General features: G+C 61.8%; 26 protein-coding genes. 10 read left to right on the plus strand and 16 right to left on the minus strand.

From position 1 onward, the window contains the following. Positions 1–116: 116 nt before the first annotated feature. The gene (locus J0I64_RS02215; protein WP_291405999.1) at positions 117–1,007 is read right to left on the minus strand and encodes a metallophosphoesterase; all 891 of its coding nucleotides are present in this window, start codon (positions 1,005–1,007) and stop codon (positions 117–119) included. A 214-nt stretch (positions 1,008–1,221) separates the two neighbouring features. Here J0I64_RS02215 and J0I64_RS02220 point away from each other — a divergent pair, with 214 nt between their 5' ends. After that, on the plus strand, positions 1,222–1,695 hold the full coding sequence (locus J0I64_RS02220; protein ID WP_291406000.1) for an NUDIX domain-containing protein: 474 nt from the start codon (positions 1,222–1,224) through the stop codon (positions 1,693–1,695). 48 nt (positions 1,696–1,743) lie between these two features. On the opposite strand, the gene J0I64_RS02225 is transcribed toward J0I64_RS02220, so the two are convergent. Beyond that, positions 1,744–2,703: a glutathione S-transferase family protein gene (locus tag J0I64_RS02225; protein WP_291406001.1), complete on the minus strand. Its 960-nt coding sequence runs from the start codon at positions 2,701–2,703 to the stop codon at positions 1,744–1,746. A 350-nt stretch (positions 2,704–3,053) separates the two neighbouring features. Between J0I64_RS02225 and J0I64_RS02230 the strand changes: the two genes are divergently transcribed. The 3 genes from J0I64_RS02230 to J0I64_RS02240 all read left to right on the plus strand — a co-directional run bounded on the left by J0I64_RS02230 (position 3,054) and on the right by J0I64_RS02240 (position 5,481). Next, the gene (locus J0I64_RS02230) at positions 3,054–3,602 is read left to right on the plus strand and encodes a GNAT family N-acetyltransferase (protein WP_291406002.1); all 549 of its coding nucleotides are present in this window, start codon (positions 3,054–3,056) and stop codon (positions 3,600–3,602) included. A gap of 77 nt (positions 3,603–3,679) precedes the next feature. Beyond that, positions 3,680–4,309, plus strand: a complete 630-nt coding sequence (locus J0I64_RS02235; RefSeq protein ID WP_291406003.1) for a CoA pyrophosphatase — start codon at positions 3,680–3,682, stop codon at positions 4,307–4,309. Next, positions 4,306–5,481: a CCA tRNA nucleotidyltransferase gene (locus J0I64_RS02240; RefSeq protein ID WP_291406004.1), complete on the plus strand. Its 1,176-nt coding sequence runs from the start codon at positions 4,306–4,308 to the stop codon at positions 5,479–5,481. Before J0I64_RS02235 ends, J0I64_RS02240 begins: the two co-directional genes overlap by 4 nt. A 4-nt stretch (positions 5,482–5,485) precedes the next feature. Here the strand turns inward: J0I64_RS02240 and J0I64_RS02245 are convergent, their stop codons facing one another. The 4 genes from J0I64_RS02245 to J0I64_RS02260 all read right to left on the minus strand — a co-directional run bounded on the left by J0I64_RS02245 (position 5,486) and on the right by J0I64_RS02260 (position 8,256). After that, positions 5,486–5,683, minus strand: coding sequence for a DUF1059 domain-containing protein (locus J0I64_RS02245; protein WP_291406005.1), 198 nt, complete (start codon positions 5,681–5,683; stop codon positions 5,486–5,488). Between the two features lie 64 nt (positions 5,684–5,747). After that, positions 5,748–6,881 carry an AAA family ATPase gene (locus J0I64_RS02250; protein ID WP_291406006.1) on the minus strand — a complete coding sequence of 378 codons (1,134 nt, stop codon included), beginning with the start codon at positions 6,879–6,881 and terminating at the stop codon, positions 5,748–5,750. A 13-nt stretch (positions 6,882–6,894) separates the two neighbouring features. Continuing rightward, a complete protein-coding gene (gene hemF / locus J0I64_RS02255) occupies positions 6,895–7,767 on the minus strand; it encodes an oxygen-dependent coproporphyrinogen oxidase (RefSeq protein WP_291406007.1) in 873 nt (290 codons plus the stop codon). An 18-nt stretch (positions 7,768–7,785) separates the two neighbouring features. Next, positions 7,786–8,256 carry a tRNA (cytidine(34)-2'-O)-methyltransferase gene (locus J0I64_RS02260; RefSeq protein ID WP_291406008.1) on the minus strand — a complete coding sequence of 157 codons (471 nt, stop codon included), beginning with the start codon at positions 8,254–8,256 and terminating at the stop codon, positions 7,786–7,788. A gap of 168 nt (positions 8,257–8,424) precedes the next feature. On the opposite strand from J0I64_RS02260, the gene petA reads away from it, so the two are divergent. The 5 genes from petA (at position 8,425) to J0I64_RS02285 (ending at position 12,098) form a co-directional block, all read left to right on the plus strand. Next, a complete protein-coding gene (petA, locus tag J0I64_RS02265) occupies positions 8,425–9,009 on the plus strand; it encodes a ubiquinol-cytochrome c reductase iron-sulfur subunit (RefSeq protein ID WP_291406009.1) in 585 nt (194 codons plus the stop codon). Between the two features lie 14 nt (positions 9,010–9,023). After that, positions 9,024–10,274: a cytochrome b/b6 gene (locus J0I64_RS02270; protein WP_291406010.1), complete on the plus strand. Its 1,251-nt coding sequence runs from the start codon at positions 9,024–9,026 to the stop codon at positions 10,272–10,274. A 20-nt stretch (positions 10,275–10,294) separates the two neighbouring features. Continuing rightward, complete coding sequence (locus J0I64_RS02275; RefSeq protein WP_291406011.1) at positions 10,295–11,161, plus strand: cytochrome c1; 867 nt, start codon at positions 10,295–10,297, stop codon at positions 11,159–11,161. Between the two features lie 184 nt (positions 11,162–11,345). Further along, the gene (locus tag J0I64_RS02280; RefSeq protein WP_291406012.1) at positions 11,346–11,540 is read left to right on the plus strand and encodes a hypothetical protein; all 195 of its coding nucleotides are present in this window, start codon (positions 11,346–11,348) and stop codon (positions 11,538–11,540) included. Positions 11,541–11,564: 24 nt separating this feature from the next. Next, a complete protein-coding gene (locus J0I64_RS02285) occupies positions 11,565–12,098 on the plus strand; it encodes an adenine phosphoribosyltransferase (protein WP_291406013.1) in 534 nt (177 codons plus the stop codon). 79 nt (positions 12,099–12,177) lie between these two features. On the opposite strand, the gene J0I64_RS02290 is transcribed toward J0I64_RS02285, so the two are convergent. The 10 genes from J0I64_RS02290 to J0I64_RS02335 all read right to left on the minus strand — a co-directional run bounded on the left by J0I64_RS02290 (position 12,178) and on the right by J0I64_RS02335 (position 20,387). Then, complete coding sequence (locus J0I64_RS02290) at positions 12,178–12,576, minus strand: GFA family protein (protein ID WP_291406014.1); 399 nt, start codon at positions 12,574–12,576, stop codon at positions 12,178–12,180. Between the two features lie 70 nt (positions 12,577–12,646). Then, positions 12,647–13,045, minus strand: coding sequence for a VOC family protein (locus J0I64_RS02295; RefSeq protein WP_291406015.1), 399 nt, complete (start codon positions 13,043–13,045; stop codon positions 12,647–12,649). 159 nt (positions 13,046–13,204) lie between these two features. Further along, positions 13,205–13,378, minus strand: a complete 174-nt coding sequence (locus J0I64_RS02300) for a hypothetical protein (RefSeq protein ID WP_291406016.1) — start codon at positions 13,376–13,378, stop codon at positions 13,205–13,207. Between the two features lie 369 nt (positions 13,379–13,747). After that, positions 13,748–14,767, minus strand: coding sequence for a TerC family protein (locus J0I64_RS02305; RefSeq protein ID WP_291406017.1), 1,020 nt, complete (start codon positions 14,765–14,767; stop codon positions 13,748–13,750). Between the two features lie 236 nt (positions 14,768–15,003). Then, entirely contained in the window at positions 15,004–15,348 is a 345-nt protein-coding gene (locus J0I64_RS02310; protein WP_291406018.1) for a hypothetical protein, read from the minus strand. Between the two features lie 31 nt (positions 15,349–15,379). Then, on the minus strand, positions 15,380–15,937 hold the full coding sequence (locus J0I64_RS02315; protein ID WP_291406019.1) for a MaoC family dehydratase: 558 nt from the start codon (positions 15,935–15,937) through the stop codon (positions 15,380–15,382). Beyond that, on the minus strand, positions 15,934–16,407 hold the full coding sequence (locus J0I64_RS02320) for a MaoC family dehydratase (protein ID WP_291406020.1): 474 nt from the start codon (positions 16,405–16,407) through the stop codon (positions 15,934–15,936). The genes J0I64_RS02315 and J0I64_RS02320 overlap by 4 nt, the downstream gene beginning before the upstream one ends. Before the next feature lie 91 nt (positions 16,408–16,498). Then, complete coding sequence (locus J0I64_RS02325) at positions 16,499–18,787, minus strand: EAL domain-containing protein (protein WP_291406021.1); 2,289 nt, start codon at positions 18,785–18,787, stop codon at positions 16,499–16,501. A gap of 56 nt (positions 18,788–18,843) precedes the next feature. After that, positions 18,844–19,317 carry a molybdopterin-dependent oxidoreductase gene (locus J0I64_RS02330; protein WP_291406022.1) on the minus strand — a complete coding sequence of 158 codons (474 nt, stop codon included), beginning with the start codon at positions 19,315–19,317 and terminating at the stop codon, positions 18,844–18,846. A gap of 188 nt (positions 19,318–19,505) precedes the next feature. Next, complete coding sequence (locus tag J0I64_RS02335) at positions 19,506–20,387, minus strand: AraC family ligand binding domain-containing protein (protein ID WP_291406023.1); 882 nt, start codon at positions 20,385–20,387, stop codon at positions 19,506–19,508. Between the two features lie 90 nt (positions 20,388–20,477). Between J0I64_RS02335 and J0I64_RS02340 the strand changes: the two genes are divergently transcribed. Beyond that, positions 20,478–21,932 (plus strand): alpha-glucosidase/alpha-galactosidase, encoded by a 1,455-nt coding sequence (locus J0I64_RS02340; protein ID WP_291406024.1) that lies wholly within the window; start codon positions 20,478–20,480, stop codon positions 21,930–21,932. Positions 21,933–22,147: the final 215 nt, after the last annotated feature.

Consider the following 22,147-nt stretch of genomic DNA (forward strand, 5'->3'; position numbering starts at 1 on the left):
TGCATCATCATATAGGTGATTTGCGGCTGTGGCGGGAGTGGGGCTTCGCGACCTCCCGAAAGTGAAAGGTTCCGGTGGAGCCTTTCGAAGTTGTGGGCGCCGCCAGACGAACGGACTCAGTAGATCCGCATCTGCATGCGCATGACGATGTCGCTGCCGATGCGCTGGAAGCCGTATTCACGCATGGTGCAGGTCCAGCCGGCGCCGTTCTTCTCGATCCGGAAGAGATTGTAGCGGGCCGGATCATCCAGCGTGCCGCCCTGTGCAGCGCTGGCGGCGGCAACGCCGATCACCGGCACTTCGTGGTCGAGGCCCGGAATATGGTGGATCGAGGAGCGGTGGGTGTGGCCGTGCAGGATCATTTCGGCGCCACGGGCGGCGATGACCTTGCGGAAAAGCCGGTGCCCCTTGAGGCCGAAGGAAGGGTGCTGCAGCTCGGCATTCGGCGGATGGTGAATAAGTACGACGCGGAAATAGCCGGCATCACCCAGAAGCTTCAGCATCCGGTCGAGCCGGGCTGCCTGCTTTTCCTCGAACCGGCCGATGGCAAAGAATGGCGCGGTAGGAACGGCGCTCGAGCAAGAGATGATGGCGAGTTCGCCGATGCGACGAACGAAGGGGAAGGGCGAGCCTTCGAGCGTTTCGCCCTTGAGGTAGTCGCCCCACATGTCCCGCGCCATTTCCAGCGCGCCGGGCACGTAGGCGTCGTGGTTGCCCGGGCAAACGGCGATGCGTTCGCTGTCTCCCAGGTCTTGCAACCACTTGCCGGCGCGGCGCACTTCGGCGGGCAGGGCAAGATTGGTGAGGTCACCGGTGACGGCAGTGAAATCGGCGTTCTGTTCCTGCATATGCGAAACGAGACGGCCAAGGGTTTCGGAATTGAGTTCGCCGTGGCGCTTCAGCTTCCAGTTGAGGTAGCCGGTTACACGTTTCCCGACGAGGTCACTCAAAGCCACCTCAGGCAGGGGCGAGAGGTGAATGTCCGATATGTGCGCGAGCGTGATCATCGGGAGGGGTTGTGCCAGAAGGTTTTGCGCAGGGAAACGGTCAATCGACTGCCAAAGTCGGATTTTCCGGGCAAAAACTAGTTACTGACCGGGGTGCCGTTTTGCAGGAATGCACTGTGTTCGTGATTGGATGCATCGGAAAACCGCAAAAAGCGCTATCGACTTTTGCGCAGGAAACGCTACCCCTCGGGGCAGAATTGACGGAGAAACCAGCATGATGAACCGATTCCAGCGCGTCCGCGCCAAGGTGTTTCTCACCATTATCGGGATCATCAGGCACATGACCATCGGCACGCGGGTGATGCTGATCGATGGAAACAAGGTTTATCTGATCCGCCACACGCTCATTCCCGGATGGCAATTTCCTGGCGGCGGTATCGAGCCGGGCGAAACGGCAGAGTTCTCGGCCGCGCGCGAAACGCTCGAGGAAACGGGTCACCGCGTGACCGGCCCGATGGAGCTTTTCGGCGTCTATCACAATACCAGCTCGGTCACGAACCGCGACCACGTGCTCTTCTATGTGGCGCGCTCGCACGAGTTCGTCTTTGTGCGCAAGAAGGACCACGAGATTTCCGAGGGTGGCTGGTTTGACATTACCAAACTGCCAGAAGGGGTGACCCCCGCGACTTCCCAGCGCATCGACGAAGTGTTCGACGGCGCGCCCAAGCGGGATGTCTGGGGGTACTGAGCGCCCGTTTTCCCTCCCCGGTCAAAGGGGAGGGACGGTCACCAGGGCTTAGTCCAGAAAGGACAACTCTGGGCCAATCGGCACGACGCGGTGCGGATTGATGGTGATGTGACTCCAGTAGTAGTGCGTCTTGATGTGGTCGATATCGACCGTTTCCTTGACGCCGGGCACTTCGTAGAGCGCCTTGAGGTAATGCGACAGGTTCGGGTATTCCGCGATCTGCCGGCGGTTGCACTTGAAGTGGCCGAAGTAGACCGCATCGAAGCGAACCAGCGTGGTGAACAGGCGCCAGTCGGCCTCGGTGATGGTGTCGCCGGTCAGGTAGGCGTTTTCGCCGAGCAGGCACTCAACCCAGTCGAGCGCGTCGAAGAGCTTGTTGGCGGCCTCTTCATAGGCGGCTTGCGTCGTCGCAAAGCCGGCCTTGTAGACGCCGTTGTTGATGTCGTCATAGACGCGGGCGTTGAGCGTATCGATCGTCTCGCGCAGGGCTTCGGAATAGTAGTCGTCGGTATTGCCGGTCAGCTCGTTGAAAGCCGAGTTGAACATGCGGATGATTTCCGCACTTTCGTTGGAAACGATGGTGTTGGTCTTCTTGTCCCAGAGCACGGGCAAGGTGACGCGGCCGGTATAGTCGGGCTTGGCGGCGGTATAGACCTGATGCAGGAATTCCTTGCCCAGCAGGGTGTCGCCGGTCGAGCCTTCGTCGGTCTTGAAGCTCCAGCCGGTTTCGTCGGGCATCTTGGGCGAGACGATCGAAACCGAGATCAGGCCATCGAGTTCCTTGAGCTTGCGGAAGATCAGGGTGCGGTGGGCCCAGGGGCAGGCCAGCGACACATAGAGATGGTAGCGGCCTGCTTCAGCCGCGTAGCCGCCTTCGCCGGACGGGCCGGGTGCGCCATCGGGGGTGACCCAGTTGCGGAAGCCGGAGGTCGAGCGGACAAACTTACCGCCGGTCTTGCTCGTGTCGTACCACTTGTCCGACCACTTTCCGTCGATCAATTGTCCCATCTTTTGTCCTTTCCGGTCATCTTGCTGTCGGCTTTGCCCGTTCTGGTGCGGCGTGCCTCGGTTTGTGACTTTGAACTTAGTCATCGCAACGAGGACCGATAAGGCACCGCGGGCGCAACAATGCGTTGTGCAATTGGGATACACCGATCCAAGAGACAACAGGAATTTCCGTCATGACGCCGATATTCCCATTTACGGCCGACAATGCTGGTGCTAATGCGGATTCAGACGTGGAGGCGTCCAGGATGGTGAAGGTTTTGCAGATGTTCCGACGACCCTAGTTGGTCGTGTCGCGCGGTGCCCTCGGGTTGCCGTTTGTCTTTCTGCACAAATTTTCCCTGGATGAACCAATGACAACGCTCGTTGCGGCCGAGGCCGTCGCTACCCCTGTTTCTGGCCAGCCTGTCGTGCGGCCTGCTACGCCTGCCGACGATGCTTTCGTCGAAGAGCTGCAGGCCATTGCCTTTGGCCCTGGCCGGTTTGCGCGTACGGCTTTCCGGGTTCGCGAGCGGTTCCCGATCGATCCCAGCCTGAGCCTGATCTCGGAAATCGACGGCACGCCATCGGGTTCGGTCTGGATGACCCCGATCAGCGTCGGCGGCATGAAGGGCTATCTGCTTGGACCCCTGGCTACCCACCCCAATTTCCGCAAGCGTGGTGCGGGCAAGCTGTTGGCCATGGAAGTCAGCAAGCGGGCCATGGCGCGCGGCGAGGGGCACTTTGTGCTCCTGGTCGGCGACCAGGATTACTATTGCCCGCTCGGCTGGGTGACCACGACCCCCGGGAACATCCAGTTCCCAGGCCCGGTCGATACCAGCCGCGTGTTGCTGCTGGCTGACGACCCAAATCTGGCCAAGACCCTCACCGGATCGATCGCGGCGTTCGAAGCCGGCGTCTGAGGCGATCAAAACGGGTGCATCGGGGCGGGGGCTGGCATAAACTCCCGTCCGAGATGCTGAATGATCCGGACGCTTCCTTGCCCTTCGATATGCCGATTGCCGAACTGCTTGCCGGTCGTCTGCTGGCCGAGCCGCCGGCGACCGCGTCGACTGACGATGAGCTGGTTCCCGACTGGGCGCCGCTCGAGCCTTTTTCTCGGCCCCCCACGCCTGCCGCCGTGCTGATCGGCCTTGTTCGCCGGCCCGAGGGGCATACCGTCCTTTACACTGAACGTTCGCCGGACCTGCGCTCGCATTCGGGGCAGGTGGCGTTTCCGGGCGGCAAGATCGATGCTTCTGATCTGCATGCCGGGGCGGCGGCGCTGCGCGAGGCCTATGAGGAAGTTGGGCTTTTGACCCACGAGGCCAATGTGCTCGGCTATATGGAACCCTATTTTACCGGCAGCAACTATCTCATCACGCCTGTGGTGGCCGAGGTTTTTCCGTCGGGGCCGTTCGTGCCCAATCCCGGCGAGGTTCACTCCGTGTTCGAGGTGCCGCTGCGGCGCATTCTTGATTCAGCGAGTTATGGGCATTTTCGTATCAAGCGGGGCGGTAAGGAACACGTGACCTGGCAGATCGACCACGACGGCCACATCATCTGGGGCATTACCGCCAATCTGACGCGTAAGTTTCGCGATCTCGTGCTGGGCGAGGTTGAGGCATGATTCCCAAACATCTGCCCAAGGCCGAGTGGCTCGATAACCCGGATGTGCAGACCATTTTCGCCGTGCTCGACGGGCAGGCGGGAAAGACCCGCGCTGTGGGCGGCATTGTGCGCGATACGCTGATGGGGCGCTGGCGCCCCGAGGCTGACATCGACATGGCGACGGAATTGCTGCCGGTTGTGGTCATGCAGCGGGCCAAGGCGGCGGGAATCGCAACATATCCGACCGGCATTGACCACGGCACGGTGACGCTCCGGCTCAACGAGACCAGCGTCGAGGTGACGACGCTGCGGCGCGATGTGCTGACCGATGGCCGTCACGCCCAGGTGCAGTTCGGCACCGACTGGACGGAAGACGCCAAGCGCCGCGATTTCACGATGAACGCGCTTTATTGCGATTTCGACGGGACGCTCTTTGATCCATTGAAGGGGGCAGGAGACGCGCTCAATGGCCGGGTGCGCTTCATCGGCAATGCTGCCGAGCGCATCGCCGAAGATGGTCTGCGCGTTTATCGCTTCTTCCGTTTTTCCGCGAGCCATGGCGAAGAAAAGCTCGACGCCGAGGGGCTGTCGGCCTGCCAGTTGGCGGTGGGGCAACTCGATCACCTTTCGGCGGAGCGCGTGGGTTCGGAAATGATCCGGATGCTTGGTCTGCCCAAGATTGCGCTGACGGTCGCCGTGATGAATGAGATCGGGCTGTTGACGCTGTCGCGGCACGATCTGGCGGCGGTGCTGCGATATGAAGTGCTGGGCGGCCACAGCCCATCGGCACGGCTGGCGCTCGTTGCTGCCGGCGACATCGATGCGCTGCAGACGCGGTGGCGGCTTTCAAACGCGGTGGTTGAGGCGGCTCGGCACGTTGCCGATGCGGCTGCGCTGATGGCGGAAGATCGCGTGGTGCTTGGCGTCTATCGTTATGATGAGGATGCTGTCGAGGGCATGGCCGTAGCCGCGGCGCAAAACAATTGGCCGCGCGACCGACTGATGGAAGCGGCGCGGGAAATCTCGCGGCTGCCTGACCCAAAATTGCCCATTGCGGGTGGCGATGTGGTGGCGCGAGGGGTTGCCCCCGGGCCAGAGGTGGGGGAAACCCTGGCCCGGCTTGAAGCACTTTGGGTGGACAGCGCCTTTTCCCTCAGCAGGGACGAGCTGTGGGAAAGGCTTGGTCGGTAAGGGCTTAGTGCTTTACGGCGCCCTTGCCGTCCACGTCGACGATGCGGTCCTTGATGCGTTGCACCATGTCCGGCCGGACTTCGGTTTCGCCGTGAAAAGCCTTGAGGTTTTCAACGGCGCGACGCACCACCTCCGCCTCGCTTTCGGCCTCGGCCTTCCAGGTCGAGCCAGGAATGAGCGTACCGGAATCGAAGCGTTTCATGGGACATTCTCCTTACCTGTCAGAAGGGTAGAGGGGAAAATGCATTCCGCTTCGAGAAGTTCCCTTATTCGTCGAAGAATATGCCGAGTTCCGAGATGCCCTCGATTGAGGTGCCGCCATCGCGTCGGATGGCCTGGCGGGGCGTGATGCCGGTCTCCTCGGCAATCGCATCGGCGAGCACCTGGGAGTGCGTGACGACCCAGACCTGGCTGCGCTCGGCTGCCTTCGCAATGGCGCGGGCCAGGGCCGGGAGCAGGTCCGGATGGAGGCTCGCTTCCGGTTCGTTGAGGGCGATGAGCGGGGGGAGGCGGTAGGATAGCAAGGCGCCCATCAGGGCGAGGAACTGCAGCGTGCCGTCGCTGAGCTCGCCAGCGCCAAAGGGCCTGTTCGGCAGGTCGGGGAAAACGAGCGAGAATTCTGCCGTCTTGCCGGGCGGCGGGACGATAAGCCTGGCTCCGGGGAATGCCGCGTCGATCGCTGCATCTAGGTCGACCGTGTCGCCGCGAATGTGGACGAGCGTTGCGAACACGGCTGCAAGGTTGCCGCCATCGGCGTCCAGAAGGGGCGCGGTGGTGGCGAGGGCGGGCCGGCGGAGCGGCGCGTCCGAGTCGGTTCGGAAACCGTGATAGAAGCGCCAGTTGGAGAGCAGGTGCCGAACGGCATCGAGCTCGGGTATGGTGCCGCGCAGTGCAGCAAGGGCGGTTTCGCTGGCAAGAAGCGGATCGTCGAACTGGCGGCGCGCGCCCTCCTCGTCGCGAAACCAGCCGGCAGGGCCCTTGCGCTCCAGCAGTGTGACGGAGCGCTTGCCCGGTAGTTCGAGGCTTTCGAGCCTGATCTGCGGTTCCTCGGCAAAGACCGCCTCGTATTTGGAGTCGCCGAAGCCGACTTCTACCCTGTAGCGGGGAAGAAAAACCGCGTCGGCGTTGGGGCCTGCCATATCCAGCCCCACTTCGAGGCTGAGGCGGGAGCGCTCGTTGATGCGCCGCTCGCCCGCCCAGAGCACTGAGGCCAAGCCGCCCTCGCGGGCGATGGCCATGGAGAGTTCGCCGGTTGCTGCCAGCCGCACCAGTTCGAGGGCCCGGTAGATATTGGTCTTGCCGACGCCATTGGCGCCCACCAGCACGGTCAATTGCCGCACAGGCAGGCGCAGGTTGCGTACCGAGCGATAGCCTTCGATGTGGAGGTCGGTCAGGCTCATCGCTTGTCCGGGTTCAGGGCCAGCGGACCGCCGGCGGCATGGAAGACAGAATCGAGTTCACGTTACCGCCGGTCTTGAGACCGAAAGTGGTGCCGCGATCGTAAAGCAGGTTGAACTCGACATAGCGACCGCGGCGCACCAGTTGCTCCTCGCGTTCAGCCTCGGTCCAGGCGGTTTCGAAGTGGCGGCGTACCAGCTTGGGATAGATGTCGTGAAAGGATTCGCCGACGGCCTGGGTGAAGGCAAAGTCGGCGTCCCAATCGCCGGAATTGAAGTGGTCGTAGAAAATCCCGCCGATCCCGCGCGCTTCGTTGCGGTGGGGGAGGAAGAAGTATTCGTCGCACCAGGCCTTGAAGCGATCATAGTCGACGCCCGGCCTACCTTCACAGGCGGCGCGCATGGCGGCGTGGAATTCGAGCGTGTCGGGATCGTCCTGGGTCCGTTTGCGGTCGAGTACCGGGGTAAGGTCGGCGCCGCCGCCCCACCACTGCTTGCCGGTCACGATCATGCGTGTGTTCATGTGCACAGCCGGAACGTGCGGGTTCCATGGGTGTATGATGAGCGAAATGCCCGAGCTCCAGAAGGCCGTGCCGGCTTCGGTGCCCGGCATCTGCTTGGCAAAGTCTTCGGAGAAATTGCCGTGAACGGTCGAGATATGGACGCCGGCCTTCTCGAAAACCCGGCCATGCAGCATGGACATCTCGCCCCCGCCGCCCGCGGCGCGATCCCAGGGGGTGCGCTCGAACTTGCCGGCGGGCATGTGGGCATTGGGGCCGGTCACCTCGGCCTCGATCGCTTCGAGGCCGGCACAGATGCGGTCGCGCAGGGCGCGGAACCAGGCGGCGGCGGTGATTTTCTTGGTTTCGATATCGGCTGGGAGGGTCATGGGAGAGGGAATGAACTTTCAGCTAAGCTCTGTAAAGCGGCCAATCTGTCTCAGGGCCTCGCCAGCTATCATGCTGCCGGCGAGGGCTACATTGATCGAGCGCAAGCCCGGCTGCATTGGGATGCGCACCCGGAGGTCGCTGCGCGCCGCAACGGAATCGGGCACGCCGGCACTTTCGCGCCCGAGAAGAAGAATGTCGCCATCGGTGTAGAGGGCCTCATAGGCGGACTGGCTGGATTTGGTGGTGAGGAGGACTAGCCGCCGACCCGCCTCGCTGCGCCAAGCGTCAAACGTCTCGAAGCTATCATGCTGCCGGATCACGGCATGCTCCACATAATCGAGCCCGGCCCGCGCCAGATTTTGCGGCGTGATCGGGAAGCCAGTGGGGTGAATGATGTGTACCGTCAATCCGAGGCAAGCGCCGAGGCGGATTAATGTGCCGGTATTGTTCGGAATATCAGGCTGATATAGGGCGAGATCGAGCGACAAGGCAGGCGTCCACGGGCCTTGCCCGGTCCATTGGAGAGGTTTGATCCTAGGATATAGTTGCGCTCTCGCAAACTGTCACCCGCCGCACACTGGACAAGCCCCTCCGACAGTGCAAAAAGAACCCCAACTGACGGACCGCTTGAGGGCGGCTGGCTGACGATTCTGCTTATGTGGTCGAAGGTCGGCGCCGGTTCCGTCATTTGTGCATCGTACGGGGAAACGGACTTGTCCACGCAAGCAGAACACTCAACCACCAACCGGCGGGATTTTCTCTTTGTCGCCACCGGCGCCGTTGGCGCAGTTGGTGCCGCCGCGGTGGTATGGCCGCTGATCAACCAGCTCAATCCGGACGCGTCCACGCTGGCTCTCGCCAGCATTCAGTATGACGTGTCCCCGATTGCCGAAGGGCAGTCGGTGACCATCATGTGGCGTGGTCTGCCGGTCTTCGTGCGTCACCGTACGCCCAAGGAGATCGAAGAGGCCAAGGCTGTTCCGCTCTCCGAACTCAAGGATCCGGAAACCGACGAGCAGCGCACCAAGCCGGGCCATGAAGAGTGGCTCATCATGATCGCCAACTGTACGCACCTCGGGTGTATCCCGGTCGGTCAGTCGGGCGATTTCGATGGCTGGTTCTGCCCGTGCCATGGTTCGCACTACGACTCGGCTGGTCGCATCCGTCGCGGTCCCGCACCCAAGAATCTGGTCGTGCCGCCGTATGAATTCCTCAGCGATACGCTGGTCCAGATCGGTTAGTGGGGGCTTTTCCGATGTCAGAACATTCGACTTACGTTCCGGGAAATGCCGTTGAGAAGTGGCTGGACGACCGCCTGCCGGTGGTGCGTTTCGCCAAAGAACATCTCATGGACTTCCCCACGCCGAAGAACCTCAACTACTGGTGGACTTTCGGCGCTATCCTCGTGATGTGCCTCGGTGTGCAGATCGTCACCGGCATCATCCTTGCGATGCACTATACGCCCAATGTGGCGCTGGCTTTCGACTCGGTCGAACACATCCGCCGCAACGTCAGCGGCGGCCGCGTCATCCAGGCGACCCACGCCGTGGGTGCTTCGATGTTCTTCGTGGCGCTCTACATCCACATGTTTCGCGGTCTCTTCTACGGCTCGTACAAGGCCCCGCGCGAAATCCTCTGGATCCTGGGCGTCGTGATCTTCCTGCTCACCACTGCGACTGCGTTCATGGGCTACATCCTGCCCTGGGGCCAGATGTCGTTCTGGGGTGCCACGGTTATCTCGAACATCTTCTCGGCCATTCCGCTGGTCGGTGACAGCATCAAGCAGCTCGTTCTCGGTGGCTTTGCCGTTGGCAACCCGACCCTGAACCGCTTCTTCTCGCTGCACTACCTGCTGCCGTTCATCATCGCAGCCGTCGTGGCGCTCCACATCTGGGCGCTGCACGTTCCGGGCAACAACAACCCGGTCGGCGTCGAAGTGAAGGACAGCCGCGACACCGTTCCCTTCCATCCCTACTATACGATGAAGGACCTGTTCGCGATGGTGGTCTTCATGATCCCGTTTGCCTGGTTCGTATTCTTCGCACCGGACATTCTGGGTCACCCCGACAACTACATCATGGCGAATCCGCAGGTGACGCCGGCTCACATCGTGCCCGAATGGTACCTGCTGCCGTTCTACACGATCCTGCGCGCCATCGACTTCAACATCCTGTTCATCGACTCCAAGCTCGGCGGCGTGATCGCCATGGGCGGCGCGATGCTCTGCCTGCTGATCGTGCCGTGGCTCGACACCTCCAAGGTTCGTGCCGGTACCTTCCGCCCGATGTTCAAGTGGTTCTATGCGCTGTTCGTCATCAACTTCATCGCACTGATGTACCTGGGTGCACAGGAAGCGGCCGAGCCTTACACGACGCTCGCCAAGGTCTGCACGGCCTACTACTTCCTCTACTTCCTGGTCATCCTGCCGGTTCTGTCGCGTATCGAAACGCCCAAGCCGCTGCCAACCAGCATTTCCGAGAGCGTTCTCGGCAAGGCACACGCGTGATTGGGGCGACGAGAATGAACATGCATAAGCTCATCATTGCCGCTGCCGCTCTCGTGGCCGGTCTCTCCATGGCTCCGGCTGCTCAGGCAGCCGAAGCCGGCGCCCACGTCGAACGCCAGGCTTGGTCGTTCGGCGGTATCTTCGGCACCTACGACACCAACCAGCTCCAGCGCGGCTTCCAGGTTTTCCGCGAAGTTTGCTCGAGCTGCCACGGTGCTCACCTCCTGGCCTTCCGCAACCTGATGGAAGAGGGCGGCCCGGAGTTCTCCGAAGCGCAGGTTCGTGCGCTTGCGGCTGAATACGAAGTCGCCGATGCGACTGCCGATGGCGGCCGTCGCGCTGCTGTGCCCGCCGACCGCTGGCCCTCGCCGTTTGCGAGCGACCAGGACGCTCGTGACGCCAATGGTGGTTCGCTGCCGCCGGACTTCTCGGTGCTGGCCAAGGCCCGCGGCGTCAAGGATCCGTTCCCGACCTGGGTGTTCAACTACTTCACGGCCTATCAGGAAGGCGGCCCGGATTACATCCACGCCCTGCTGAACGGCTATCATGACGAAGTGCCGGAAGATGCCCCGCATGGCTCTGACGGCGCTCCGTTCCAGCTGCCGGATGGCAAGCACTACAACGACTACTTCCCGGGCCACGCGATTGGCATGGGGCCGCCGCTGTCCGACGGCGTTGTCGAATATGCCGAAGCCGAGAACGGCACCACCGTTCCGCACACGCTGGAGCAGTATTCGACCGACGTCGCTGCGTTCATGATGTGGATGGCCGAGCCTCACCTCGTCTCGCGTAAGCAGACCGGTTTCGCCGTGCTGATCTTCCTCGTGCTCTTCGCAGGCCTGATGTACGGCACCAAGCGCAAGCTCTGGAGCGGTATCGAGCACTAACCATCGCTGCAAGACTGCCCACCGGGCGGTTTTGCGTGGTTGGCTCCCTGGCGGAGCAAGCGCGAAAGCTACAAAAGGGGCCCGCCGGGCCCCTTTCTTTTTGGCTCACATTGGCGCAAGGCCCTTGCCAATCATGGCCTCAGCCGCAATATGAAGCCGTACCGGTTCTCTTGGGGAGGTTCCCTTGTCCGCCATTCGTCTGGCTGTCACTGTCGTGTCCGCCGCCGTGACCATGAGCCGCCACCCTGCCGTTCGAGCTGGTATCCAGGCTGTCGCCAACAATCCAAAAGCCCGCGAGGCAGCGGTTAACGCCACTCGCAATGCAGCTTACAATGCCGGCGTCATCGCCCGGCACATTGTCGGCCGCCGCACTCCCTGACAAACCAGACTCACAAGGCCTTCCATGCCGATCGACCTGAAGTCGCTCGTCCGGACCATTCCGGACTACCCCAAGCCGGGGATTCTGTTTCGTGACATCACCACGCTGATCGAGCATCCGGAAGGATTCAAGGAGAGCGTAGAGCGCATCGCGGCCGCTCATCGGGGCATGGGCTTTACCCATGTGGCCGGCATCGAGGCGCGTGGCTTCATCTTCGGCGCCGGCGTGGCCATTGCGCTGGGCGTGGGCTTTGTGCCGGTGCGCAAGCGCGGCAAGCTGCCCGGCACGACGATCGGCCAGAACTACGCGCTGGAATATGGCGTCGACACCATCGAAATCCACGCTGACGTGCTGAGCGATGTGCATAAGGTGCTGATCGTCGACGATCTGATCGCCACGGGCGGTACAGCTATCGCGGCCGTCAGCCTGATCCGCCGCACGGGCGCCGTCTGCGATCATGCAGCCTTTGTCATTGACCTGCCTGACCTGGGTGGGGCGGACAAGCTGCGGGCCGAGAAGGTCAATGTGAATTCGCTGATGGCGTTCGAAGGGCATTAAGCCCCAGGCATTTGGGCCCGCGCTGCTGCTGCGGGCCTTTTCATATGCAGTGTCTGGTTTCGCCGCCCGGATATGCCGCCTACCAGTTGTTGCGGCCGTCCATCTTCTGAACACTGATCGTGGACCAATCGATCGTGTCGACCGTGTTCAGGTTGACTGCAAAGCTGCGCTTGGTCGGCATGACGCCGGGCTCGCCCTTGGGCGTGCCGTCGGCGTTGTAGGCCGAAGACCAGTCTGGCGAACTGCCCCAGGTGTGAATGCCGCAGTTGGAACAGAAGTGGTGCTCGTTCATGCCGCCGCTGGCTGAATAGATCTTGTCGCCGTCAAGCGCCTCGAACTGCAGTTCACCCTCTTCAAAATAGACCCAGACGGCGCCGGTGCGCTGGCAGAAGGTGCAGTTGCAGCTCTTCGCGTTGTCAGGCAGGTGAGACAGGGTGATGCGCGTGGCGCCGCAGTGACAGGTTGCGATCAGCGACATGGGGCTCTCCTCGTTTCGATGAACCCGGTCTAGCGCGTCGCGCTGACAACGCGTGTCAGCACGTTTTCTGTCAGGCCGCGGCCATTGTGGGGATGCGCTGGTCCACGAGGCAGAACTGGTTGCCCTCGGGGTCGCGCATGACCGTGTAGGTCGGCAGGACGCGATCGACGCTGGCCCCGGCTTCCTTCATGCGTTTGACATCGCCGCCACGGTCCTCGGTTTCGATATCAAGATGGACGCGGTTATTGTCGTAGACGCGGCCATCGACGTTCTGGAAGCAGAAGGAGGGGCCGGGGCCGTCGACCATGACAGTCGTGTCGGTCTCCGGCGTCAGGCCCAGGGTTGCAAGGCGCGCAATCTCTTCCTCGTCATATGGACGGACGTCATAGCCATCGAGCAGTTTGGCCCAGAAGCGGGCAAGTTCGGCCGGATTGTTGCAGTCGAAGACAATCTCGTGGATCACACCCATCTGCGCTTCTCCTTGGTTACATGACAGTTTTGCTATTGGCCAAATGCGGCAAGTTTAGAGCGATGCTTCTCCGATACTGTGGCGAAGAAAGTTGTCACCGGCGAAGCTTCTGGCATTCCTGAGAAAACGGGGCCGGCGCTTGCGCCGGCCCCGTGCCGTCTAGTGCTGTCGATCGCCGCTCAGGAGCTTTTCGAGGGGAGGCAGACCAGATTTCGCGCCCTGTTGCTTGGGCTTTGTCTGCAGTTTTTGCGGCAGATGCTGTTGTTGTCCGTGCCGCGGCACATTGTGGCTGTGGTTGATGGGCTGCGGACGCTGGAACGGGTTTTTCGGCATGAGTCTATCCTTCTGGCCCGAGGCGCTTTCCTCGCGGCCATTCGAATGCATTGGGTGCGGCCTGGCGTAAAAACGCGCAGGCAACGCAATTGCGGAGCCACGCAGATGCGGGCCGACAGAGACGCCGATGGCGCGAGCAGATGCAGATCAGGAAGAGAGTTGGGCCGTCCGTAGATCGACCGCTGCCACGCGCGCCATCATGACCAGCCGGGCCCCGATGCGGGGGTGCTGAGACAGATCAGAAGCGTCTTGGGTGCGGTTTCAGATCATTTCTGGACAGGGCCTCCAACGGGTGTTGTCAAAACAAGATACAAAAAAGGGGCGGCCCGGGTCAACCGGGTCGCCCCCTTTGCATTCAGAGAAGTCGGATCAGGGCTCGAGATGACCCTGCTTGGGGTCTTCCTGGGCGCTGATATTGGGCTCGTTGCGTGTCTTCCAGAGCGAGAACAGCACGCCGCCGGCGAGAATGCCGATGGTGACGCCGAGCGAGAGCAGGGTGTCGATGTGGATGTGCAGCGGCACGAGGAAGATCTTGATACCGATGAGCACCAGGATGATCGCGAGCGAGACCTGGAGGTAGCGGAAGCGGTTCATCGCGGCGGCCAGAGCGAAGTAGAGGGCGCGCAGACCAAGGATCGCGAAGATGTTCGAGGTGTAGACGATGAACGTGTCCTGCGTCACCGCAAAGACGGCCGGCACCGAGTCGACGGCGAAGATCAGGTCGACGATTTCGACCATGATGAGCGCGACGGCCAGCGGGGTCAGCCAGGTGACGAGTTTGCCGGTGGTTGGGTGGGGCTGCTTGACCACGAAGTGGCGGCCATGGAGCTGCTTGGTGATGCGGAAGCGCTTGTTCAGGAACTGGAAGATTTTGTTGTCTTCCATGCTCGGCTCTTCATCCTCATGCTTGAACATGCGGATGCCGGTGAACACCAGGAAGGCGCCGAAGAAGAACAGGACCCAGTTGAACTGGTAGACGAGCGCAGCGCCGACGCCGATGAGGATGGCGCGGAAGGCGATAACGCCCAGAATGCCCCAGAAGAGCACGCGGTGCTGGTAAAGCCGGGGGATGCCTAGGAAGCTGAAGATGGTCGCGATGACGAACATGTTGTCCATCGCGAGCGACTGCTCGATCAGATAGCCGGTGTAGAATTCGAGACCGGCCTGGGCGCCACGCTGGAACCAGACCCAGGCGCCGAAGGCGAGGGCAATCAGGACGTAAAAGCCATAGAGCAGCAGGCTCTCCTTGGCTTCGATCTCGTGCTCATCCTTGTGCAGAATGCCGAGGTCGAAGACAAGCAGACCAATGACGATCGCGATGAACGCGACCCAGAAGTAGACGGGGGTACCGAGAAAATCGCCCGAAAGGGCGGCAATAAGCGTTTCCATACGCCGGACCTTCTCCATGTAACGAGGTGGAGCAATTCCGACATCGCCATGGAGAGTCCATGACCAGAGGGGCCCGGCATTGCCCCTCTAAAATGCTCAAACCGTAGAAAAGTTCAAGCCCCTACCTTCGGAGGGGGGCTGCGCGGAAATAAGCGCGTGCCGCGAGGCAGCACCAAACCCGCAGAGAACCTGCGTGTGGGCGCGTCTGGAGAGCTTTGTAGGGCTGTTGAAAGCGCTCAGCGCGGCGTGCAGAGCATCACGATGGCGTCGGCGGTTTCGAGCTGCACGGCTACGCCGTTGACCGGATCTTCCACCATGCGCGCGGCCTGAACGCCCATATTGGTCTTCAGGTTGCCGTCGTTGAGGCCAACGCCGTCCTGATAGGGGGTCAGCGTGCCGGTGCCCGAATTTGGGTCGCCGGTGGTGCGCGAGGCCCAGCCATAGACGCTGCCATAGATGGTCAGGATGCCGACCCTGTTTGTGGATGAATCCCGGCAGGACCAGTTGCCTTGATAGACCTGTGCCATGGAGGGCACGGACAGGGCGGGGAGCAGCAATAGAGCAAGGGCGAATCGGCGCATGGAAGCAGAGTGCCGGGGCGCCTCGAGCCTTTCAAGTGCCCCGGCGCAGCAGCGAGCCGATGACCGGCACTTTGGTGAGCGCCAGCAACAGTCTGAGCTTGAGAGGCATCGAATAGTCGCGCAGCTTGGAAAAGCCAACGAGGTCAGCGCGATAGACGATTTCGCCATGCTGGTTACGGGCGGTGAGCTGGTTAAAGAGCAGACCCCAGCCGGGTAGCGAGTTGGAGGGGCGCTTGCCGGTCACGATCAGTTCATAGGACACGGTATCGCCAGGTCTGACCGGTGCCTTGAATTCCATGGAATTGACGCCGGGCGAGGGGCCGGACACGCCGGGCTCATCGCCCTGCGCCTTGAGGCGCTCGGCTTCCGCATCTAGGGCGTCGACCATCTTCCGGTGGCCCACGCTCACCGTATGCCAGCCGCTGGCTACGAGCCCACCAAAGTGGCTCTGTTTGGCGAGCTCGGGATCGACGTGAAAATACTGCGGATCATAGAGTTTTCCGAAGCGAATGATCTCGTCCTCGGAGAAGGTGTGATCGCCGAGGGGGAATGCCTCGTCGATGACGATGTCTTCGAACCAGCGGGTCATGCGGCCACCTCGCGGCACTCGACCAGATTGGCGAGGCGCATGGTCATCACCGGCTTGTCGTTTTGATTTCGGATGTCGAAGTCGAGCGTGACGATGCCCCATTGCGGGTGGCTGCCCGAACGGCGCAGTCCGGCAATGGTGACGGTGCCGCCGATGGTGTCGCCCGCCATGACCGGGTTTTTCCATTTCAGGTCTTCGAAGCCAAGGCCGCCGGCGGAGGCGATCTTGCTCAGAAAGCTGTCAACCAGCATGCGCAGGCTGAGCGCGCCGGTCTGCCAGCCGCTCGAGGCGAGACCGCCGAGCAGGCTTCGCTTGGCCGCTTCCTCATCGATGTGAAAGGGGAGGGGGTCGAACTCCCGCGCAAAGGTGAAGATCATCTCCCGTGTCACGGTCACGTGGCCGAGATTGATGACTTCGCCAATGGCAAGATCTTCGAAATGGCGTCGGTCTTGGGTGACAGGATTGGTCATTGTCTTTCCCTATACGTCAATCAGCGTTTTCGCACGACGGCACCGTCAGAGCAAGTGTCGTGGACCGTGGCTTGGATGCGAGGTTGCCGGCTCAGGCGTCAGCCATGGCCAGGGCTTCGCGCACCAGCATGGCCCGGAAATCGGTTTCGGGCATGGGGGCGCCAAAGTAGTAACCCTGGGCTTCAGAGCAGCCGGCGCTGGTGATGATGTCGAGCTGGGCCAGCGTTTCGACGCCTTCCGCTGTGGTCAGCATGCGCAGGTTGCGGCCGAGCGTGGCAATCGACTGAACGATGGAGAGGCTGTCGGGCCGGTTCTCGAGATCGCGCACGAAGCTCTGGTCGATCTTGAGCTTGTCGAAGGGGAAGCGCTGCAGATAGCTCAGCGAAGAATACCCCGTGCCGAAGTCATCAAGCGCGATGCTGAGGCCAAGGGCGCGGAGCTGATGCAGCGCCTCGAGGTTGACCGCATTGTTTTGCAGCAGCACCGACTCGGTGATTTCAAGTTCGAGGCGGCGGGCGTCGAGTTCGCTCGTTGCCAGCACGGCCTTGACGATATCGACCAGGCCAGCCTTGCGGAACTGGACTGGTGAGAGGTTGACAGAGACGCGCACGTGGTCGGGCCAATTGAGCGCGTCGCGGCAGGCCTGTTGCAGCGCCCACTCGCCCAGAACTTCGATGGCGCCGGTTTCTTCCGCGAGTGGAATGAACTGGGCCGGAGAGATCAGGCCCTGTTCGGGGTGACGCCAGCGCATAAGCGCTTCGCCGGAAACGACGCGGCCGGTATCGAGCCGCACCTGCGGCTGATAGTAGAGCTCGAACTGACCGAGCTTGATGCCGCGGCGCAGGTCCATCTCCAGCAGGCGGCGGTTCTGCATCGAACGCTCCATCTGCAGGGAGAAGAAGCGGTAGGTGCCGGCTCCTTCGGCCTTGGCGCTATAAAGCGCGAGGTCCGCATTCTTCATCAGCTGGTCGGTTTCGTTGCCATCCGTCGGGGCAATGGCGATGCCGACACTGGTGCTGACGACGATCTCGTTGCCGTCGATATAGTAGGGCCGCGCGATGCTGGCGATGATCCGCTCGGCAAGGCCTTGGGCGCTGTCTGCCGAGGTATCGAGGCAGTAGTGCAGCAGGGCAAATTCGTCGCCGCCCAGACGCGCAACGAGATCGCGCGGCGAGACGGCCTTGCGCAACCGCTCTGCCACCTGCCGCAAGAGAGCGTCTCCTATGGGGTGCCCCAGAGTATCATTGACCTCCTTAAAGCGGTCGAGGTCGAGATAGAGGATCGCGAAGGGCTGGGCGCGGCTTGTCAGGCCGCGGACGGCCTGGCCGATGCTCTCCCAGAACAGCAGGCGATTGGCCATGCCAGTCAGGTTGTCATGGTGCGCCATGTGGACGATGCGGTTCTGGGCGCGATAGCGGTCGGTGACGTCTTCGAAGGTGCAGACCCAGCCGCCTTCGGCTGTGGCTTCGCGGGAGACATCGAGCACCATGCCGTTGGGCAGGTGGTGCGTGCCATTGTTGAGCAGAGCAATATCACCGTCTGCATCCGGCTCAACCCCATCGGACAGCAGGTCTGGGTCGATCAGGTCGAAGATCGAAGTGCCCGGTGCGGTGCGTGCCTCGTCCAGGCCAAACAGCGACAGGAAGCGCGGGTTGCAAACAATGACCCGATGGTCGCCGTCGAGCAGGCAAAGGCCCAGCGACATGGCATCGAGCGCCGCGTCGAAACGGGCGTTCTGGAGGGCAAGGGTGCTTTCGTTTTGCTCCAGCACCTTTTGCGTGCGCCCCAGCAGGTGATTGTGCAGCAGCAGCAGGGCGACCAGCAGGCAGCCGCAGGCGATCAGGCCGATGGCAACGTAGGTGAAAACCCATTGCAACGTGAACAGGCCCTGACGATCACCCTCGATGCGCGCGATATTCCAGACATTTGCGTCCGTCGAGAGGCGCACCAGCTTGGGGTAGATTGGTTCCAGAATCTGGAGAATGCGCGCGGGCGTGTCCGGCGTGTCGAGTTCGGAAAGCAGCGGTCGGGCCTCTTCCAGGGCACGTTCCAGGTCGTCGAGAATCTGGCCCACACGAGGGTCGGAATGAGCGAAATTCTGAACGTCCTTGCCGCGAAGGGTCTTGAGACGGTTGACCACGATGTCGAAGCGAAGCTTGACCTCATCGGCCGTGACGGTGCCATCGCGCATGGCGAAAGCGCTCACGCGATGTTCGAGGCGCGCGAATTCGCTGGGAGCCTGGGCCACCATCCAGGTGACGTTGCCCAGGCCAACGCCTTCGAGCGCGGTCTGCCGCTGGAAAACCAGGGCAGAAATGTAGATCGCCGAGGCGATGAAACCCAGGATGACGACGGTCAGCGCTATGCGTAGGAACCGCATGGTGATCGACTTATCCCATTAGTTTCGGCGGCCGGCCCATCGAAGACCAGGCAAGCCTATTGGACAGTAATTTCCTTCACCTGCCATACGGCGCGGCCATAATATGGCTGGCCCTGGAGGGTCGGGTTGGAGTCGAAGGGGTAGATGACGAAGAAGGGGCCTTGGTCGTCGACCGGCATATATTCACCGTTGCGCTTGACGGCAAGGATGACGCCGAACTCGTCGAAATCGGCGGTGGGGATATCAACGCTATAGTCGTTGAGCGCGATGACGGTGGCGGTGGGGCCGGTGGCATTGGCCTTTTCGAGGAGGGCCTTGATCGGTACGCCTTCGAAATCGACCACGCCTTCATTCCAGGGCGTGGTTGTCTTGATCGAGACGAGGCCCATGGCTTCCAGCTCGTTGCGATCCAGTTTGAGCGAGCCCGCGGCGCTGCTGATCGTTACCGCTGGTACATCCTCGGCGAAGGCTGGCATGGCGAAGGCGAAGACGGCGAAAAGGACGGCGGTCATGAAACGCACTGAGGTCATTTGCGTACTCCTTTGCACCCTGGCTAGCTTGCGCCTTGAACTCTTAAGAGCCGTTAAGTTGTAGGCCATCATGTCGACAAGCTTAACGGGGCGTGATCAAGACTGACTCATTTGTCTGGATTTGGGCAAGTCGGGGTGCTCAGGTGCAGGATTTTTCGCGACGTACCTGCGAAATAAATCGATAAAAATCAAAGACTTGCGCGGCGACCTGCGGCTCTGAACTCTAGTGGCGCCATGGAGCGGCGGCGACGCAGAACTTTGGCCATGTAGTTGCCATCGGAAAAGCCGCAAGTCTCGGCAATGGTCGCTACGGGCATTTCTGTGGCCAGTAAAAGGCGCTCTACCTTTTCGATTCGTTTTTCCAACACGTAGTCGGATGGGGCCGTGCCGATGGCCGCCGTGAAGCGGCGAACGAAGTGGGCGCGGCTGAGTTCGGCGACGCCGGCAAGACGTTCGACGGGCAGGGGGGCGCCGATATTGGCTTCGACATGGGCAATGACCCGGGCGATGCTCGCGGGCAGGTTGCGCTCGGGCGCGGGGCGGCTGCCGAAGGCGGTGTCGTGCAGTCCAGTCATGGCGGCGTAGGCGGCGGTTGAGGCGCGGCCGGGCGAGGGTTCGGTCATCTGCAGGACATCGAGACAGGCGGCGGCCAGGCGATCGACATCGGCCGAGGTCGGATCGAGGACCGGGCCGGCGCTGTCGAGGATTTCGCGGGCGAGACGCAGGGCTTCCCGGCCGTTGAGCAGCATCCAGAAATATTCCCACTCGCCGCCGCGTTCGAGCCAGTAGCGGTGGGCATGGGGCATGGTGACAAGCATTGTTTTTCCGGGAGTTAGCCGGTAGCGCGTGCCCGCATAGTCGAGCCGGCCTTCGCCTAATGTGGTGTGCTGGATGACGAGGAAGGGCGCGGTGCCGCGCTGCATGCCATCCCATGAATAGACCTCGTTGCGCCGTTGTTCGTAGCCGGCGCTGACGCTCATGCAGTGGAGCGGCGCGGCGCTGCGCGGCAGGGTGAGCGTGCGGATGTCGTGGCCGTGGTTGAGAAGCTGGGAGAGCATAAAATTACCCATGATGGCACAAGCTTTCTCTACACCACCGGGCCGCCAGAGGCTACCTATTGCTAACAGACTGCTACCGTTGAGCGGTGCGTGGGAGGGAATATGTCATTCAAGGTTACGGTGATCGGCGCTGGCTCGATCGGCTTCACGAAAACGCTTATCTCGGACCTCTTGAAGGTGCCGGAATTCGCCGATGTGGAGTTCGCGCTGACCGATCTCAATCCGCACAATCTCGATATGGTGCGCCAGATCATCGAGACCATCGTGTCGGTCAACAAGCTGCCGGCCAAGGTGACCGCAACGACCAATCGCCGCGAGGCCATCACTGGCGCGCGTTATGTGATGAGCTGTGTGCGTGTCGGCGGGCTTGAGGCCTTTGCGACCGACGTGAACATTCCGCTGAAGTATGGCGTCGACCAGTGCGTGGGCGACACCATCTGCGCAGGTGGCATTCTTTATGGCCAGCGCAACATTCCGGTGATCCTCGACTTCTGCAAGGACATCCGCGAAGTCGCCGAGCCGGGTGCGCTGTTCCTCAACTATGCCAACCCAATGGCGATGAACACCTGGGCGGCCGACCTTTATGGCGGCGTGAATGTCGTTGGCCTCTGCCACGGCGTGCAGCACGGCGCGCACCAGATTGCCGAGGTTCTCGGCGTCAAGGATAGCGAGCTCGACTATGTCTGCTCGGGCATCAACCACCAGACCTGGTATATCGATATCCGCGCCAAGGGCCGGAAGGTGGAGAAGGAGGAGTTGATCGAAGGCTTCGAGCGGCACCCGGTCTATTCCAAGACCGAGAAGGTGCGCATCGACGTGCTCAAGCGCTTCGGCGTATATTCGACGGAGTCGAACGGGCACCTTTCCGAGTACCTGCCCTGGTATCGCAAACGCCCGGAAGAAATCGGCCGCTGGATCGATATGAGCGACTGGATCCACGGCGAGACCGGCGGCTATCTCCGCCACTCGACCGAGCGCCGCAACTGGTTCGAGACCGACTTCCCGATGTTCAAGGAACAGGCCAACAAGCCGCTTTCCGAACACAAGCGGACCAGCGAACACGCCAGCTATATCATCGAGGCTTTTGAGACCGGCCGCCCCTACCGCGGTCACTTCAACCGCCGGAACAACGGTATCATCACCAATCTGCCGGATGATGCGATCATCGAAAGCCCCGGTTATGTCGACCGCTTCGGCATCAACATGATCGAAGGTATCACCCTGCCGACGGCTTGCGCCGCGACGTGTTCGGTTTCGATCTCGGTGCAGCGCCTTTCGGTTGAGGCCGCGATGACCGGCAATATCGACACGCTGAAGCTTGCTGTGTTGCATGATCCGCTGGTCGGCGCCATTTGCACGCCGGACGAGGTCTGGGCCATGGTCGACGAAATGGTCGTCGCCCAGGCGCAATGGCTGCCGCAATATGCCGACGCCGTGCCGGCCGCCAAGGAGCGCCTGGCCAAGTCGACCGTGAAGACCCGCGACTGGGAAGGCGCCGCTCGCAAGCGCGTTCGCTCGGTCGAGGAACTGCGCGAAATGACTGGCGCCCACCACTAAGCTTCTTCAAGTTTGACGCGACCTCCCAAGCGTCATCTCAGGCCCCGGCGAAAGCTGGGGCCTTTTTCGTTGGTGACGAACGACAAAAGCCCACGCATCCGTCAGGACGCGGGCCGGAGCCAGCGGGCGCGCGAGATCATCCAGGCGCAGTTGCGGCCGGAGTAGCGACAGAAGGAAGGCGTAGGTAGCGGAGATGTGACAATTCCGCACTTTCG

Origin of the sequence: Devosia sp., assembly GCF_017307565.1 — a bacterium.
Lineage (GTDB): Bacteria > Pseudomonadota > Alphaproteobacteria > Rhizobiales > Devosiaceae > Devosia.